This window comes from Cohnella cellulosilytica (assembly GCF_042431195.1).
GTDB lineage: Bacteria > Bacillota > Bacilli > Paenibacillales > Paenibacillaceae > Cohnella > Cohnella cellulosilytica.
In genome coordinates this window covers 360,928-377,297 of the sequence record NZ_JBHMDN010000016.1, presented here as the reverse complement: position 1 = coordinate 377,297, position 16,370 = coordinate 360,928, and the positions used below count along the sequence as shown (strand labels likewise).

Genomic DNA, 16,370 nt, shown 5'->3' with positions numbered 1-16,370 from the left:
TCCTAATAACTATGAATTATTTGGAGGTTTTTATTACGAATGTATAACAGAGTGGTGCTTGTTACGGATGAACTGAGAACACTTACTTCCGCTGATCTAGCGAGAAGGGACTTGGAAGGAAATAGCGCTGAGGCGACTCAACTTATCAAATCCTCTTTGGAGAAAATCGCAAAAGAAGTTGTGCATTATACAGATATTTCGCTGTTTACCTCCAATATTGAAAAACATAAGCACGATATTATATTTCCTATAAGATACGGGTTGAATAGCTCAAACTCAAAAAGTCTACTCCCGGCCATCTGTGAGAGCAGTCATCTTATGTATGTCGGTGCGGATTGCTATACCCATAACCTTTGCAATGATAAGCATTTGTCGAAACTCTATGCAAAGGAGTTCGGGATTAACAGCGCTAAGAGTATACTTGTTCGAGACTATGATAAGAATGTTGTACTAAGGAGACTAAGTACACTTCAACTTCCCCTAGTTGTAAAACCAAATTTTGGGGGAGGATCGACAGGCATTTCAATTCATAATATTTGTTCAAACTACCAAGACGCAGCTAATCTTATTGCACAACTAATAAGATCACATAAGATGCCCATCTTAGTTGAAGAATATATTCAAGGTTATGAAGTCGAATATATTATATTTGGAAATAGACAAAGTATCAGGTTAACGGAGGAAGTTAAGCTGATTATGGATAAACAAGATTACTTCGAAAAAACGATTTGGGGCTTTGAGACCAAGAAACTCGATGATACAACAATCGACTTTCAGAAAAGTAATTTATTATCAGAAAATGATAAAGGTAATCTTCAGGCCCTGTTTCAATCCTTCGATAAAGTTGAATTCATGCGCATTGACGGTAGATTTCATAATGGGAATTTTACCCTCATCGAGCTATCTCCCGATTGTTATTTAGGTGACGATTGTGCATTTTATTACGCTTTCCAGCAACAGGGCATTAAATATGAGGATATGTTTAGGTTGCTAATTGAGAATGCTCAAGCTCCCTATTGATTTCAAACTCCCAATATCCTAAAAAGTCAGCCCGAAATGGAAACTGAGTATAAAAGTAGTCGTCAGAGCGTTCACCATTAAGCATTAATTGGATATAATGTTTGCTTTCAGAGCCTACTTCCCGCTGTTCCAGCATGTCCTTGATTTTATTGCAGTATTTTTCATAACTATGAGTCTCCCCCAAACGCTCATAGTAAAACAATAAATTTTGATATACTATATGGAGCAGTTCTTCGTACTGGAACTGCTCATAGTCACTTCTCTCTATCTGCTCACAAATTTCCCTGGCTCGATCGTAATGTTGGGTATTAACATAATAGATGAGGACGTTACATTTCACGATAATTAGTTCATATTCATTGGACGTTAATAGTAATGAATCATTCAAATTTTTAATTACTTGGTCTGAAAAGCGGCCTCCAAGCATCTCCAGAACGGCAAAATTATTTAATAGAATATTCTCTTTTAATGGCTTATCTGTCGTTTCCACGGCCTTATTCAAATAATTCAGTGAAATATCAAGTTCCCCTTTATATGCGTGACACATGGACAAAGAAATATAGACTTGTGCCTGAAGGTCCTTTCTGTCGAAGCCTTCAAAAAAACTAATGCAATTGGTATAAAGAGCTATGCTCTCTGCAACATCAACCAATTCCGCGTAATTTCGCAATAAGAAACCAAACTCCATATACTGTCTATATTGTTCTACCCCCATCATTGCCGTTGCCAATTTCTTCGATTCCAACAATGGGCACATCTGCATCATTAAGGATAGCAAAATTAATTCTAAAACTAGTCTAGGCCGACTTCCCTCTTGTGTTTGGCTAATCATTGACTTAATCGTCGCAATATTACCATGGTTTGAATTATCTAAAGCTAAAATTCCAGCTTTATATGCGATATGCAAGGTGTTTCCGGGATCAAGTATTGTATCCAAGTTTTCTTCGGCTGATTCGATATGTCCCATATAGTAGGAGACTTCTAACATCATTAGCGATAATTCATAAACAGTTTTCAAATTTGCATGTGGCTTACTCATTAATCTATCTCGTAGATAACCAAGCTTGGCTATTACATTTTGAGGATATTTGTAACTTATTATAATCCTCTTTAAATCGTCCAATATCTCTAAAATCGCTTCATCCGAAAACTTTAAGTACAGTGCAAAGAGTTTTTCAATGTTACTTTCGTTATCAGGGAATTCAACTTTTTGCATATGGTAGTGACCAGTAAGCAAACGGTAGGCGTTGTACAGAATAGCATTTGGTCTTTGACTTTCCAGTTCCGCGATAATGGAGTCATGATGAATAGCCAACACTGATCCGCTTCGACCAATAAACTGGCGGGTTTCCAAATTGTCAATTAGCGACTGAAGAGCGGAATGTGAAAACTGAACAGCCTCTTGTGGCCGTTGAGTGAGCAACTGGAATAGCAGCACGATATCGATCTGGCCTTCATTTAAATAAATCAAATTAATTATGAAATTTTCATCTTTACTTAGAGCATCAAGAGAATATCTAATCGGATTTTCTTCCGAGTTCATCGCAGGGACAACCATCTTCATGTGAACTAGATTTCCATTTGCGTTATCATACTTTCTTTTAAGGGCATTATCATCAAAAACTGTTGGATCATAGTTTGGTACCAGTTTCTTAGCCTCTTCGAAAGCCAGTCTTTTAATCTCATAGCAATATATTTTTGCATTGGATGTTTCTAATTCATTGATGAAGTTCTGCAGATCAGGATTTCCCCCGGACTCACATGTGTATTCAAAAACAAAGCAAACTCCTTTAACGTTCTTGAGTATTTCATAGATTATTTCATAAGATTGTGTATCCATATTTTGAACGTTTTCTATTGTGATTACAAAAGATCTATTGTTAAGCACATCTATTAGATAATCTTTTTTTCTTATGACGCTATTTTCTTCGATTGGTTCAAATATCCGATTTTCAGCTTCAATACCCGCTTTCGCTCTTGCAAACCCCACCGCAAATTGAATAACCCGCTTCCAGCTTCTCAATCCTTGCTGGACAGGAGTAGGGATATCGTCGAACATTTTTTTCTGAGCCAGTTCCCAAACAGCCTTGTATAAGACATTCAAATAATGCAAATTCTCGATTGTATCTGGAGAACTCTTACTCACAGACACACGAATGGATCGGTAGCCAATAAAATCCTGATTCATGAGTTTTCTAACAAGACCACTTTTCCCGACACCTGTAGTACCATAGAGTACAATTATTTTATTACCATTACGATTGTCCATCATCCTTAAAATGTCTTCGGTTTCCTTTACTCGGTTAATAAATTCCATCTTCTCACGTCCCTTGACTTTGTCTTAAACCTCCAAATAATTCATAGTTATTAGGACTTAAGACTTTGAAAAGAGTATACCAGCTTCCTGATTTTATTTTTGTCGATTTTTGTAGAAAACCCAACAAATTACACTACAATTTGACACCGTGAAAAAAACAGTGAATATATCAAAATATCGCCGCCCTCTTCCATCAGCAGAAGAGAGCGGCGATATTAGATCCACTCGGCAAAATGATTGACAACTAAAATTTACGATTTTTAATTTTTCACGCCTCTCTCATGCGCCTGTAGCCCTACTTCTGCGTCTTAGACTTCCACTCGTCCAGCTGCCGCTGAACCTCCGCGACCACCTTGTCGATGCCCGCCTTCTGGCGCTTGGCGATATATTCCGCGAGGGTCGTTTCCACCTCGGTCGCGCCCGTATTCAGCGGAGGGCCGAACTCGTCGTTGACCGCCTGAATGTTGGCGATCTCGGTCTGCACCGGCTCCGGGTCGAACGTAAAGCCGAGAATCGGCGAAGCCTGCGCCTCGTTGTTCTCCTTAAGTGTCGCTTCCCGTACTTCCTCCGTCTGTCCCTCCTGCAAGTCGGCCAGGAAGCCGTTGCCGAACACCCATGTCTGGTTCGGGCTGTAGCCGCTGTTGTCGATCAGCTTAACCGTATTGTCCGAGATGCGGGTGTAATGCTTCCCTTCAATCCCGTAGCAGATCAGGTTGAGCAGCTCCTTGTCCGTATTTAGCAGGTTCAGGAACATCAGCGCGCGCTCGGGATTTTTGGACGTCTTGCTGATCGCCTGCATCGATTGGATAATCGTGTTCGTGCCGACGAACGGCTCGGACGTAGGCACGGTGACGATTTCCTGTCCGCCGGAGGCAAGCTGCTCCTCCACTTCTCTGCCCGGCTTGAGCACGTTATGGAACGTAACGGCGAGCTGGCCCGTTTTCTTGCGGTCGTCCAGCGCTTTGACGGTCGGCGCGTCGGGATTGATCAGTCCCTTGGCGTACCAGTCGTGCATCAGCGTCAAATACTCCTTGTACTCCGGCGACTGCACGACGTCGATCACCTTTGTCTCCGCATCTCCGCGATAGATGCCGACCAGCGCCTCGTTGGAGATGAACTCCAGGTTGTTGTAGGTCGTCTTCATATTTTCAAAATTGCCCGCGCGGGTCAGCGCAAACGGAACGATGTCCGGCTCGTTGTCCTTGATCTGCTGCAGGAACGGCTCGATATCGCGAATCGTCTTGATCGCGGAGGTATCCAAATTGTACTTGTCGGCGAACCGTTTCTGAATCAGAAACCCTTCCTTGTTCGTAATCGTCTGGTAGTTCAACACGCCGTAAATCTCCCCGTCGACCTTGAGTGCGTCCCACACCATATCCGGGAAGGTCGCCTTCAGCTCCGGTCCGTACTCGTCCAGCAGGCTGCCGATTTCCGCGAAGGCGCCGCGGCGGGCGTTCTGCGCATAGTTGAACATCCAGAACGATGTCCAGGCGATATCGAAATTCTCGTTGGCGGCCACCATCGTATTCAGCTTCTGCTCATAGCTGCCGCCGTCGGTCGGCATCATCCGGATCGTCGCGTTGATTTTCTCCTGCGTAATCTTGTTGACCTCCGCCTCGACTTCCTTCAAATCCGGGTACGTCGCCCACTGCGGATAATACCAGACCAGTTCCACCGGCTTCAGTCCGCTGTCGGCGGACGAGCTCGCCCCGCCGGACGGAGCCGAGGACGCCCCTTCATTCTGCGAATTGCCGCTGCAAGCCGCCAGCAGCGTACAGAGCAGCACGATTGCCGCTCCGGCCGCGATTCCTCTTTTTCCCCTCATTCTTCTTCATCCCCCATTGTCGTCTTCATCTGCACCGGCCCTTGCCGGAGAAATTTACTCCTTGACCGATCCGACCGTAAGCCCTTTCACGAAGTAACGCTGGAACAACGGAAACAGAAACAGCATCGGCCCCGCTCCCAGCACCGCAAGCGCCATTCTGGCCGACAGGCCGGGAAATCTCGCGATATCGACCTTGCCGCTCAAATACTGCGCGTTCGCCGCATAGAACTCGATCGCGTTCATCGTGCGGTACAGCAATAGCTGCAGCGGAATGCGGCTGTCGCGGTCGATGAACAGCAGGCCGAGCCACCAGTCGTTCCAATAGACGAACGAGATGAATAGGCCGACCGTAGCGAGCGCCGGAACGGCCAGCGGCAGCACGATGCGGAAAAACGTCCGATACTCGCCCGCCCCGTCCAGCTTCGCCGACTCCACCACCTCCATCGGCATCCGGTCCATAAAGCCCTTCATAATGAGCATATAGAACGGATTGACCAGATACGGCAAAATCAGCGCCCATAAGGTGTCCTTAAGATGCAAATACTTCACGATCAAAATGTAGAACGGAACCAAACCTCCGCTGAACAGCATCGTAAATACGATAAAAAACGTCGTCGCCTTGCGAAACCGATAATCTTTGCGCGACATCGCGTAAGCCGCCATTGCCGTGAACAGCAGTCCCGCGACGGTACCCGCCGCCGTCACCAGCACAGTGACGCCATAGGCGTCGAGCAGCGCCTGCGGGTGGCCCAGCACGGCCCGGTAACCCGCAAGACTGAAGCGCTCCGGCCACAGCCGATAACCGTGACGGGACAGCGCCTCCTCATCGGACACCGAAATCGCGACCACGAGCAGAAGGGGAAAGATCATGGCGGCCGCGACCAAGACGAGCGGCAGATGGCGCAGCGCATTCGCGGCGCGGTCCGCCTTTCCTCCGGCGTTCATCGTTGTCGCCCTCCTACCACAGTCCATGATCGGCGTTAACGCGTCGAATCAGAGCGTTGGTCGCGACGACAAGCACGAAGCCGACAATCGACTGATACAGTCCGACCGCCGCCGACATGCCGACATCGCCGATCGTGCGCAACGCCCGGAATACATACGTATCGATAACATCCGTCGTCGAATACAGAAAACTCGAATTGTTCGGAACAAAATAGAACAGGCCAAAGTCCGCGCGAAAAATGCCTCCGATCGCCACGATCAGCAGCACGACGACAAGCGGAGCCAGCAGCGGCAGCGTAATGCGCCAAGCCATCTGCAGCTTGCCCGCGCCGTCGATTTCGGCCGCCTCGTAATACGCCGGGTTGATGCCAATGATGCCGGCGTAATAGACAAGCGTCGAGAAGCCGACCGTTTTCCATAAGTTGACCGCATTCAGAATGTACGGCCAGCGTCCCGCGTCCTGGTACCAGTTGATCGCCTCCCGACCCAACAGCCGCATCACATCGTCCATCAGTCCCCTGCCCGGCTCCAGCAGCGCAAGCACGATATAACCGACCACGACCCAGGACAGAAAATGCGGCAAAAACAGCGTCGTCTGGTACACCTTGACCGCCCGGCCCGTCATCTCGCTCAGCAGCACGGCCAGCACCAGTGCGCACACCAGCGTAATGACGATAAACCCCGTATTGTACAGAATCGTATTTCGCGTCACGCGCCAGGCGTTGTCCGACACGAAGAAAAATTTGAAGTTGTCGAACCCGTTCCAGGCACTGCCGAAAATGCCGCGGTCGAACCGGAATTTCTTGAATGCCACCGGAAGCCCGAGCAGCGGCAAGTAGCTGAACGTCAAAGTAAGCAGCAGCGCGGGCAGACTGAGCAGAAACAAATCGCGATGCTTGGCCCCGACGCCGCCCGTCGCTGTGCCCCCCTTTCTCATCCTGCTGTTCATTTCCCTTTCACCTCCCGTGCTGCCGCAGCGATGAGCGCAGCCTTGATGCCTCCCATTTTGCTCCGCGCACCGGGCTCCGCGCTACTACTGAAACAATACTTTACTCGCCTTGCGACGCTCTTTTTCGTACTTTACTGCTTCATCGCCCGGGCCAGGCGATAGTTTTTGGGCGAGGTGCCGAATTTGAGCTTGAATTGCTTGAAAAAATGACTCTGCGAACGGTACCCGCAGCCTTCCATCACCTCATTGACGGTCATTTCCTCCGATTCCAGCAGCTCCAGCGCGCGTTCCAGCCGGACGTCGTTGAGGTATTCCGTAACCGGTTGGCCCGTTCCCTGCTTGAATTGACGGCCGATATAGGCGGAGGACATTTTCAGCAGCTGGGCGATCGCAGGCAGACCGAAATCGGGGTCCGCGTAATTCTCGGCGATCATGTCCTTCATCGTCCGGCACAAAATATCCGTCCGCTCGCCGTCGCCCCGCACGTTCGGATCTTCGATCTGGGCGGCCAATTGCTGAAATAAAGCCTCCATATCCGCCGCCGTCTCCCGCTCCAGCACCTCTTGGTAGAAATGCCGGGTATCCATGTTCAGCGGGCGAATCCGATTTTCGTTCATTTCGCCGATCGTCTTGACGACGGCGACCGTCATATGCAGCACCGCGTTCATGAACTGTCCGAACGTCAGTCCGGAGGCATATTGGAAGAAAGCGCGAAAATCCTCGCCGAGCGCCTCCCCGCTGCCCGCCCGCAGATGCTCGATCATCCGCTTCTCCCGGTCCGTCGCCTGCAAAATATCTTCATCCCGCTCGCTCTCGCGAACCGTCTCTTCGGACAAAATGGCGGTAACTCCGAGCAGCATCCGGTACTTCATCAGCTCCTTCGCCCGATTGTAGGCGCCGGAGATCAGCCGGTAGTCGTCGAAAGGCTCGGGGTAAGCGAAGGCGACGGTCAACTGATAGCTGGTGAGCAAATACCTCTGCAATTGACGCAGCTCCTCGGCAAACGCTTCGCTATCGAACTTCCCGGTCAGCGTACCGAGGAAGACGAACTCCCCGCTGCCTTTGTCGGTCTCCAGCCAGACCGGGCTGCAGCGCTTGCTCAGCCATTCCTCGGCAATATTGCCGAGCGCGAAGCGATACATGGCCTTCTCCTTGCTGCCGGCCTGGGGGAAGCGGCCGTTGTCCTGGTCCAGCTTGCACAAGCCGAGCAGATAAGGCCCGTCCGCCCCAAGCGGCAGCTTCTGCTCCTGCAGCAGTTGGGAGAATTGCTCCCGGCTCAGGCCGGAGCTGCCCTCCAGCAGGCTGCGCACTTGAAACTGCCGGATAATCCGGCGATTGCGGGCTTGCGAGCGTTCGGCGCTCGTCGCCTTCTCCATCATGGAAGCGTAGGTGTCGTACAAATACGTCCATTCGTCCTTTTGCATCGCCGCTTCCGGGCCGTTCCAGCCCTTCAGTCTGCCAAGCATACGGTCGAGCGGCCGATACAGCCGGTTCGACAGCAGCCAGGCCACAATGCCGGACAGCAGCAAAAAAGCTGCCGTAATCACCATCAGCATGCTGCGCGTCCGATAAACTTCCTTAAACGCATAATCGTAGGACTGCACGCTGACCACCTTCCAGGGATAGACGCCCAGCGGCATGACCGTCACGAGCGTTTTTCCCTGGCCGCCGCCAACGATGAAGGTTTCAAACTCTCCCTCTGCCTCCCGAATGCGCGCAACGGCTTCCTCCGTCAAGGAAGAAGCCTTTTCGTTGTCGTTCGTATACAGCGTGCCGTCGATTTCCATCAGCAGCAGCGATTGGCTGCGATCGTAAGCCAGATCGTTCATCACCGCCAAATTGTTGAACACCCATTCCGGTTTGACGTTCAGGATGAGCCGGCTCGACCTGCTTGAGCCGCCGACGCTTGCGCCCTGCATCATATAGGAAAAGAATTCGACCTTGTCGGCTGCGGAGGGAGGATGGATCGGAATCGGCTTCATATTCGGCAGCTCGCTCCGCTCGGCTAACTGAGCTTCGAACGATTCGATCTGTCCGGCCAAATTGTCCTGAAAGCTGCGGTTCGTCGACAGGTACGTATCCGTATTGGCGTTGTAGACGGTAATCGAATGAAGGTAAGTGGAGGAATCGGCCAGCTTGTCGAGCCGGGCCAGCTTGATCGCCACGTCCCCGTAGCTGAATTGCTGACTGTGCAGCAGGGACGTCGCTTCGTGATCGAAATAGAGCGACATCATCAAATTTCGCAAAATTTCGTCCATATATCCGACGTTGTACTTGATTTGCGCCAGCACCTTGCGATTGGCTTCCTGCTGCTGCCTCATCGTTCCGTCCTTCATGTTCCAATACAGCGTAAAAGCAAATACGCAAAGCACCAGCACGACAAAAACGATCAACGATGCGATCAGACGCTGCAGGTATTTGCGCGAACGAAATCCCGTCGGCATGACTGTCTCACTCCCGCGTTTAATCTGTATCGGCCGGCGCGCGCCGCCAGCGGTATGTCCCCGCCGTTTTCGGCGGCAGCGCCGCCCGGATCTGCCGGCCTTCGCACAGCAGACGGAACGGCTGCGGCCGGTCGGTGCGATTGACGACAACGGCGACGACCGTTCCGTCGGGATTGACGAAGGCGACATGGGTTACCGTCTCGGCCGAGCCCGGCGAGCTGTCCGCCCGGCGCGCTCCCCGCGGCACGAATTTGGAAAACTGGGCGGTCAAATAAAACTCCGGCGTCATCCAGAACCGCTCGGGCGCTTCGGCATCCTGCACGATCAGCGTAGGGTCCGGCGTGCCAACCCATTGATGCGTGCCAATCCGGCTGTCCAGCATCGTCACCCAAGCGTTATAGCTCGAAGCCCCGCTGCGAAAATATTGCACGAACCGGTCGGCCGCCTCCACGCCCCACAGCGAACGCTCGGTCAGGTGGATCGACAGGTCGGGATACGCGCATTGCAGCTCCCGCATCACTGTCGGCTCCCCGTCGTAATCGTGGAACGCAATGCCGTCGGCGGCTGCGCGGCCCGCCGCATCGTTCAAAATCGGACTGACGTACGCCCAGGCATCGGCAAAGTTATGGTCGAAAATCCAGATTTTCGTCCGCAAGCCGTGCTCGTCCAACTCCTCCCGCAGCGCGGCGATCAGCTCGGTCTGCCGCTGCGGGCTCATATAACAGCTCGGATAGTCGATTTCCAGCAGCGGCTCGTTCTGCACCGTAATCGCATACAGCTCGATGCCTTGCTCGCGATAGGCCTGGATCGCCATCCGGTAATATTTCGCTAGCGTCCGCGTATACTGCTCTCCTTCCTTAAGCTGCCCCCGCATCAGACTTCCCGACGTCTTCATCCAGGCCGGCGGAGACCAGGAGGAGGCGAAAAACAGCAATTCCGGCTGCAGCTCCCGCAAACGACGCAGCACGTCGATAATCCCGTATTCGATATCCTTGCGAATGGAGAAGCGCTCCAGCTCGAAATCCGTCTCTCCCGGCTCCAGGTCGTTATAGGAATAAAAAGCGCGGGCGGTAAAATCGGACGTGCCCAGCGTAATCCGAATCAGATTAAAGCCGGCTCCCCGCTCGCGGTCGACCAGACTGCGGCAAATCTCCTCTCGCTTGCTCTCGGACATCCGCGCCAGATTAAACACCGTGCTCTCCTCCATGGAGGTGCCGATACCCAGAATTTCCTGGTGCAGCCGCTCGGGAAAAATCGCCAGCGTCTCTCCTTCCGCCGGAGACGGAGCGGTGATCTCCGCATCCGCCTGCCGCTCCAGCCGGTAGGGGATATCGAACGGCCGCGCAAACCATTCCCTGCTTCGCGGCTCCGCTTCGGAGCTCCACCAAACCTCCGCTTTTCCTTGCTCTTTCGCATTCTCTACCATCTTTATCGGCAGCCCCTTTTCCACTCGTAAAATACCTGCCCCGCTATCGGGAGCAAAGGCTGCTTTCAGCATCGCAGACGGGAGTGGGCCCCGCTACTGCTCATTCCGTAGATTACTTCTCAAAAACGATTTTCGCGGGCAAAGCCCTTCCTCAAACCTGATCTCGACTCGCTTTTTAGAACGCATCGTTGGCGGCAGGAGCCCACTAACAAAAAAGGGCTTCTCCGCACCATCTGCAGCGACAAGTTTAAGGCCATCCCTTTTGCAGGATGGCCCCTGGCTTCACATTAACTTCAACAATTCCGATTTTTTCGCGTTATCCCATACCAACTGCAAGTCTATGACTGAATCGTCGTTCGGCAAGGAAATCCGGCTCGGTAACTGCCCCATGTAATAGATCCCGGCATCCGGCGGTTGGATGAAGGTCATGGCGCCACTGCCTTTGTCGTCTCCCGCGCTATAGTTGTAGCTGATTTCACCGGTTGGAGAAGCTTCTTTTCCAATGTACTTCACATACCACTTACCTATGAATTCATTGTCGTTTTTCTTTTTATACACGATATTGACCGCCGCCCAGCTGTCGCCATGGCCCTTGAACTCCCGGACAAACTCGGCGTTGTCAGGAGCAGACGGACCGGCAATATCTTCGTACGTTATCCCGGAATAAAAGTTAGTGTTCGCTTTGCAGGAGCTAATCACAATAACGCAAAAAACGAACAATACGATACGAATCAGCCTCTTCAACGAATCCCTTCCTCTCTCCTTGAGATTGCCTATTGCAGGATAAGATCGCCGAACTATCTTCAGTCTATCGCTCTCCGGAATCAACGACAACTCCTCAGCAAGAGGAAATTACCAGAACACCTATGAACGCGCTGCCTATGGCAATGCTTTCGCAAGGCGCATTGCTCGAAAGTATCGTGCAACGCCACTCGAACGGACCATAGAACGGTCTCGGAGACCGTTATTCGACGATTCCGCCGATGATTGGCCCGTTAACGGTCCGGGAGAACGTTATTCGACGCTTCCACCGAGGATCGGCCCGTTAACGATCTCGCGGACCGTTATTCGACGCTTCCACCGAGGATCGGCTCGTTAACGGTCCGGGAGACCGTAACCGGGCGGCTTCGGCCGATTATGGCGCATGAAGGCGAAAAGGGACGCTCCCCGGGGTCTATTCGACTCCGACAAACGTCCCGACTTTGCCGTCGTGCGACAGCTCCCCACTAGCTTCCGTGCTGCTTTTCTCCAAGCCCCGCCAAAGCCTCCGCCAGCATGACGCCGCTCAGGCGGACGCTGAGCTGGATCGGACCGGTCGGGGGCTCCGACCACGACGGGCCGATCGATCCGGAAGCGCGGTCGATCCCGCGGTCCCACAGCGCCTCGCCGTTCCGGCGCAAAATGTCCGCCCACTCCCCCGCTCCTTCCGCCTGCCGGTCGATCAACAGCTTGACGTAACGAACGAGAATGCCTTTGAACAAACCGGTGTCGTCGATCCCCTCGTCCGGCAGCAGCCCGGTCGCCGAGCCGACCAAACGGTCGATCGTCGCCCGTGCCGTTCTCTCGGCCTCGCGCAAGTAGCGGTTTTCACCCGTAATGGCGTGCAGCTCCAATCCCGCTCCGATCATGACGCCTTGACAATAAGTGAAATCCCAGTCGTAATCGATGCTTCCATCGCCCAGCCGGTTCATACCGTCCCAGACGAAGCCCGTCTCCGGGTCGACCAGGTTCTCCAGGTTCCACTCGTAAATTCGTTTCGCCCAAGCCAGGTCGTCCTCCGTTCCGAAGCGGGCGTAAAGCCGGGCCGCGAGAATGGCGGCCGGCGCGTTGGCCGGCGTGTTTTTGTAGTCCAGTTGATTTTTATTCCAGGCCAAGCCTCCGCCCATATGTCCGTTCCAGGCAGTTTGGATGTCCGCCCACAGGTCGAGCACGGCCAGCTTGTATTCCTCTTCGCCGGTATGATCGTACATTCTCAGCAGCGCCAGCGCCGTCCATTCCATATCGTCGTAATAATCGTGGCGATACGTGCCGCCGTTGGACGCCTTGAGGCCGCGGGCCAGCCGACGGGCGCGCTCCAAATACTTCTCGTCCCGGCTCCGTTCCCAGCCGTCGACCAGAGCGTCGATCGCATGGGCCTGCCACCAGTAGTAATAGTTCTCGCCTTCCGAGCCTTCCTTCTCCGGATACCATTGGTTCATAATGGCCGTTCGCTCGTTCCAGTAATGCCGGTAGTAAGCCTCCTGAAGCTCCTCGGCCCTCTCCGTCCAGCCGCTCATACGATCGCCTCCGTCCGCCCGGTAAGCTCCGCAGCTTCAAGCCGCGCGGCCGCCTCCAGCAAAATCACCCCGCTGATCTGCGTCCCCAGCTCCACCGTGCCGCCGGGAGGCTCGCTCCAGTTCGGGCCGAACAGCGTCCGCTCGGCGTCCCGACCCTTGGACCATAACAGGTCGGCATTGTCCGCGACCAGCTTGGCGGCCTCCCCGCCGCCGGACGGGTCGGCAAGCGCAAGCTGTGTCAGGTAGCGGACGAAAATGCCTTTGAACAGTCCGGCGTCGCCCTTGCCTTCGTTCGGCAGCACGCCAGTCGCCGGATCGGTCAATCTGCGGGCGGCCGCCTCGACCGTTCGCCGCGCATCCCGCATATACGCCTCGTTCCCTGTCGCCCGGTACAGCTCAAGCGCCCCGCCGATTACCACGCCCTGACAGTACGTGAATTCCCATTCCTTGTCGATCGCCCCGTCGCCCTGCCGGTTCATGCCGTCCCAGACGAAGCCGCTTGCGGGATCGACGAGGTTGTTTTTCAGCCACTCGTAGATTTTCACGGCCCAGACCAGATCGGCTTCGTCGCCGAACTGGGCGTGCAGCCGCGCCGCGAGAATAACGGCGGGCGCGTTGGCCGGCGTGTTTTTGTAGTCGAGCTGGCTTTTCTGCCAGGCGATGCCGCCGCCCATATGCTCGTTCCAGCCGGTCTTGATATCCTCCCAGAGCAGGAACGCCGCTTGCTTGTACTTCTCCGTCCCCGTCGCATTGTACGCTCTAAGCCAACCGAGCGCCATCCACTCCATATCGTCATACAGCTCGTTCGGCCATGCGCCTCCGTTGCGTCGGAGCAGCCCTTCGTACAGGGCGTTCAGCAGCTCCGAGTATCGGGAATCCCCGGTGCGCTCCAATCCGTCCGTCAACGCCTCGACCGCGTGCGCCATCCACCAATAATGGAAAATCGTATTGCATTCGCCGTTCGGACAAGGCGTCTCAATGTCGAACATGCCAAGTTCCGCATTCCAATAATGCTCCACAAGCGCCTGCTGCGCCAGATCGGCCCGAGCGGCCCACGCTTTCTTCTGCTGTCTCATAGGTATGATCACCGCTCCGTTTCCTTATTTAAACCCCAGTCTCTCCAGCTTCGCCGCCTGCTCGAGCAGCATCGTACCGCTAATTTGCGAGCTGAGCTGCACGACCGTATCCGGCGGCTGCGCCCACGACGTACCGAACCTGGCGGCCTCGCCGCCCCGGCCGTAATCCCACAGGCTGGCCGCGTTCTCCAGAATCAGACTGCCGTATTGGCCGCCCCGCTCCGGCTCGCGAGCCGCCCATTCGGTCAAATAGCGGACGAGCACGCCCTTAAACAAGCCTCCGTCGCCGTCTCCTTCGTTCGGAAGCAGCCCGGTCGCCGGACTGGCCATCGCCTCCAGCACATAATCGGCCGTCTTGTTCACGTCGTCCCGGTACTTCTCCTCGCCGGTCGCCTCGTACAATTCCATCGCCGCGCCGATAAATACGCCCTGTCCGTAGGTAAACTTCCAATCCTTATCGATCGCGCCGTCTCCCGTCCGGTTGATTCCGTCCCACACAAGGCCGGATTCGGGGTCGACCAGCGTCCGCTTCTGCCAATCGTAAATTTTCAATGCCCACTCCAAATCGTCTTGCGAGCCGAAATTCCGGTGCAATCTTGCGGCTAAAATAACGGCAGGCGCATTGGCGGGCGTGTTCTTGTAATCGAGCTGCTCCTTGCGCCACGCGATGCCGCCGCCCATCTCCTCGTTCCAGCCGCCTTGGATATCCGTCCACAGCTCAAGCGCGGCAGCCTTGTATTTGTCGTCACCCAGCAGCTCGTAAGCTCTCAGCCAGGCGAGCGCCATCCATTCCATATCGTCGTAATAGCCGTTCGTCCATACGCCGGCGTTGCGGTCGCGAATGCCCTCGAACAGTTCTCCGACCCTCGCTCGCACCCCGTCGTCCTTCGTCCGCTCGTAACGATCGAGCAGAGCGTCGGCCGCGTGCGCTTGCCACCAGTAATTAAACGGGTCGGTGCACGCCTGCAAAATACACGGAGACGCATTGTTGAACATGCCGCGCTTGTCGTCCCAGAACGAGAGATCCAGCTCGGCTCCCGCCTCGTCGGCCCGGGCGGCCCACAGCTCCCTGTCCGCGCCGCCTCCCGGCCAGCCGGACAGCTGCCAGACGAGTACGGCGGCCAGCGCGAGCGCCAGAACGGCGCCTCTCGACCACGCGATCCGCTTCGTTGCGATGTTCGCCACCTCCTACCCCTTGACGCCGCTGAACGCGATCCCTTGCACGAAATATTTTTGCAGCAGAATAAACAGCACAAGAATCGGCAGCGTCGCCACGAGCGCGCCCGCCATCATCGGTCCGAAATCGGTCTGATGGTTGTAAGAGAACGCCTGCAAGCCCATCTGGATCGTATGCTTGAGCGGATCGTTCAGCACGATCATCGGCCAGAGGAAGGAGTTCCAGCCCGCCTGGAAGGTGAAAATCCCGAGCGTCGCCAGCGCCGGCTTCGTCAGCGGAAGATAGATTTGCCAGAAAATCCGGAACTCGCCCGCCCCTTCGATCCGCGCCACCTCCATCATGTCGCTGGGCAGTGTCAGGAAAAACTGCCGCATGAAGAACACTGCGAAAGAGCCCGCCGCCCCGGGAAGAATAATCGCCCAGAACGAATTAAGCAAGCCGTGTCCGCCCCCTCCCGTCCAGTCGTTGCCGCCGACGAAGGGCAGATGCATCAGCACGTAAAAGCTCGGAATCATCGTCACGACGCCCGGAATCATCATCGCCATCAGCAGCACGCGGAACAGCGGCTTGTTGAGCCGGAACGTCAGCTTGGCGAACGCGTAGCCGGCCAGCGAGCCGAGGAACAGGTTGGACAGCACGCCCATGACCGCCAGATAAAAGGAGTTGCCGAAATATCTCAGAAACGGAACGGTCGTAAACGCGTCTCTGTAGTGATCCAGCGTAAAATGCGAAGGCAGCCACCGGATCGGAAACGCAAAAATTTCGCTGTCCGGCTTAAACGAAGTAAGCACGCTCCATAAGAAAGGAAGGAACATGACGAGCGATACGGCCGTAGCCGTGACGTAAAATACGGTCAGATGCAGCGCCCGGCTTGCGCCGGGGCTGTAGTCGCCGGCCGCGGATGTCGTTTTCATC

The 16,370-nt window shown here is 54.1% G+C and carries 12 protein-coding genes; 1 reads left to right on the top strand and 11 read right to left on the bottom strand.

Going from position 1 to position 16,370, the window contains the following annotated elements; all coding sequences use genetic code 11:
- Window positions 1–39 precede the first annotated feature (39 nt).
- Window positions 40–1,020, top strand: coding sequence for a D-alanine--D-alanine ligase family protein (locus ACFFT4_RS13595; protein ID WP_378048425.1), 981 nt, complete (start codon window positions 40–42; stop codon window positions 1,018–1,020).
- Here the strand turns inward: ACFFT4_RS13595 and ACFFT4_RS13590 are convergent.
- The 11 genes from ACFFT4_RS13590 to ACFFT4_RS13540 form a co-directional block, all read right to left on the bottom strand.
- Window positions 983–3,337, bottom strand: coding sequence for an ATP-binding protein (locus ACFFT4_RS13590; protein WP_378048423.1), 2,355 nt, complete (start codon window positions 3,335–3,337; stop codon window positions 983–985). The genes ACFFT4_RS13595 and ACFFT4_RS13590 overlap by 38 nt on opposite strands.
- A gap of 295 nt (window positions 3,338–3,632) precedes the next feature.
- The gene (locus tag ACFFT4_RS13585) at window positions 3,633–5,162 is read right to left on the bottom strand and encodes an ABC transporter substrate-binding protein (RefSeq protein WP_378048421.1); all 1,530 of its coding nucleotides are present in this window, start codon (window positions 5,160–5,162) and stop codon (window positions 3,633–3,635) included.
- A gap of 54 nt (window positions 5,163–5,216) precedes the next feature.
- Window positions 5,217–6,107: a carbohydrate ABC transporter permease gene (locus tag ACFFT4_RS13580; RefSeq protein WP_378048420.1), complete on the bottom strand. Its 891-nt coding sequence runs from the start codon at window positions 6,105–6,107 to the stop codon at window positions 5,217–5,219.
- A 13-nt stretch (window positions 6,108–6,120) separates the two neighbouring features.
- Window positions 6,121–7,056, bottom strand: a complete 936-nt coding sequence (locus ACFFT4_RS13575) for an ABC transporter permease subunit (protein ID WP_378048418.1) — start codon at window positions 7,054–7,056, stop codon at window positions 6,121–6,123.
- Window positions 7,057–7,187: 131 nt separating this feature from the next.
- Window positions 7,188–9,500, bottom strand: a complete 2,313-nt coding sequence (locus ACFFT4_RS13570; protein WP_378048416.1) for a helix-turn-helix domain-containing protein — start codon at window positions 9,498–9,500, stop codon at window positions 7,188–7,190.
- A gap of 19 nt (window positions 9,501–9,519) precedes the next feature.
- Window positions 9,520–10,926 (bottom strand): glycoside hydrolase family 30 protein, encoded by a 1,407-nt coding sequence (locus tag ACFFT4_RS13565; protein WP_378048415.1) that lies wholly within the window; start codon window positions 10,924–10,926, stop codon window positions 9,520–9,522.
- A gap of 282 nt (window positions 10,927–11,208) precedes the next feature.
- The gene (locus ACFFT4_RS13560; RefSeq protein WP_378048413.1) at window positions 11,209–11,670 is read right to left on the bottom strand and encodes a hypothetical protein; all 462 of its coding nucleotides are present in this window, start codon (window positions 11,668–11,670) and stop codon (window positions 11,209–11,211) included.
- A gap of 482 nt (window positions 11,671–12,152) precedes the next feature.
- On the bottom strand, window positions 12,153–13,202 hold the full coding sequence (locus tag ACFFT4_RS13555; RefSeq protein ID WP_378048411.1) for a glycoside hydrolase family 76 protein: 1,050 nt from the start codon (window positions 13,200–13,202) through the stop codon (window positions 12,153–12,155).
- Complete coding sequence (locus ACFFT4_RS13550) at window positions 13,199–14,278, bottom strand: glycoside hydrolase family 76 protein (protein WP_378048410.1); 1,080 nt, start codon at window positions 14,276–14,278, stop codon at window positions 13,199–13,201. The genes ACFFT4_RS13555 and ACFFT4_RS13550 overlap by 4 nt, the downstream gene beginning before the upstream one ends.
- 24 nt (window positions 14,279–14,302) lie before the next feature.
- Window positions 14,303–15,463: a glycoside hydrolase family 76 protein gene (locus tag ACFFT4_RS13545; RefSeq protein ID WP_378048408.1), complete on the bottom strand. Its 1,161-nt coding sequence runs from the start codon at window positions 15,461–15,463 to the stop codon at window positions 14,303–14,305.
- Between the two features lie 3 nt (window positions 15,464–15,466).
- Window positions 15,467–16,369, bottom strand: a complete 903-nt coding sequence (locus ACFFT4_RS13540; RefSeq protein ID WP_378048406.1) for a carbohydrate ABC transporter permease — start codon at window positions 16,367–16,369, stop codon at window positions 15,467–15,469.
- Between the last annotated feature and the right edge of the window lies 1 nt (window position 16,370).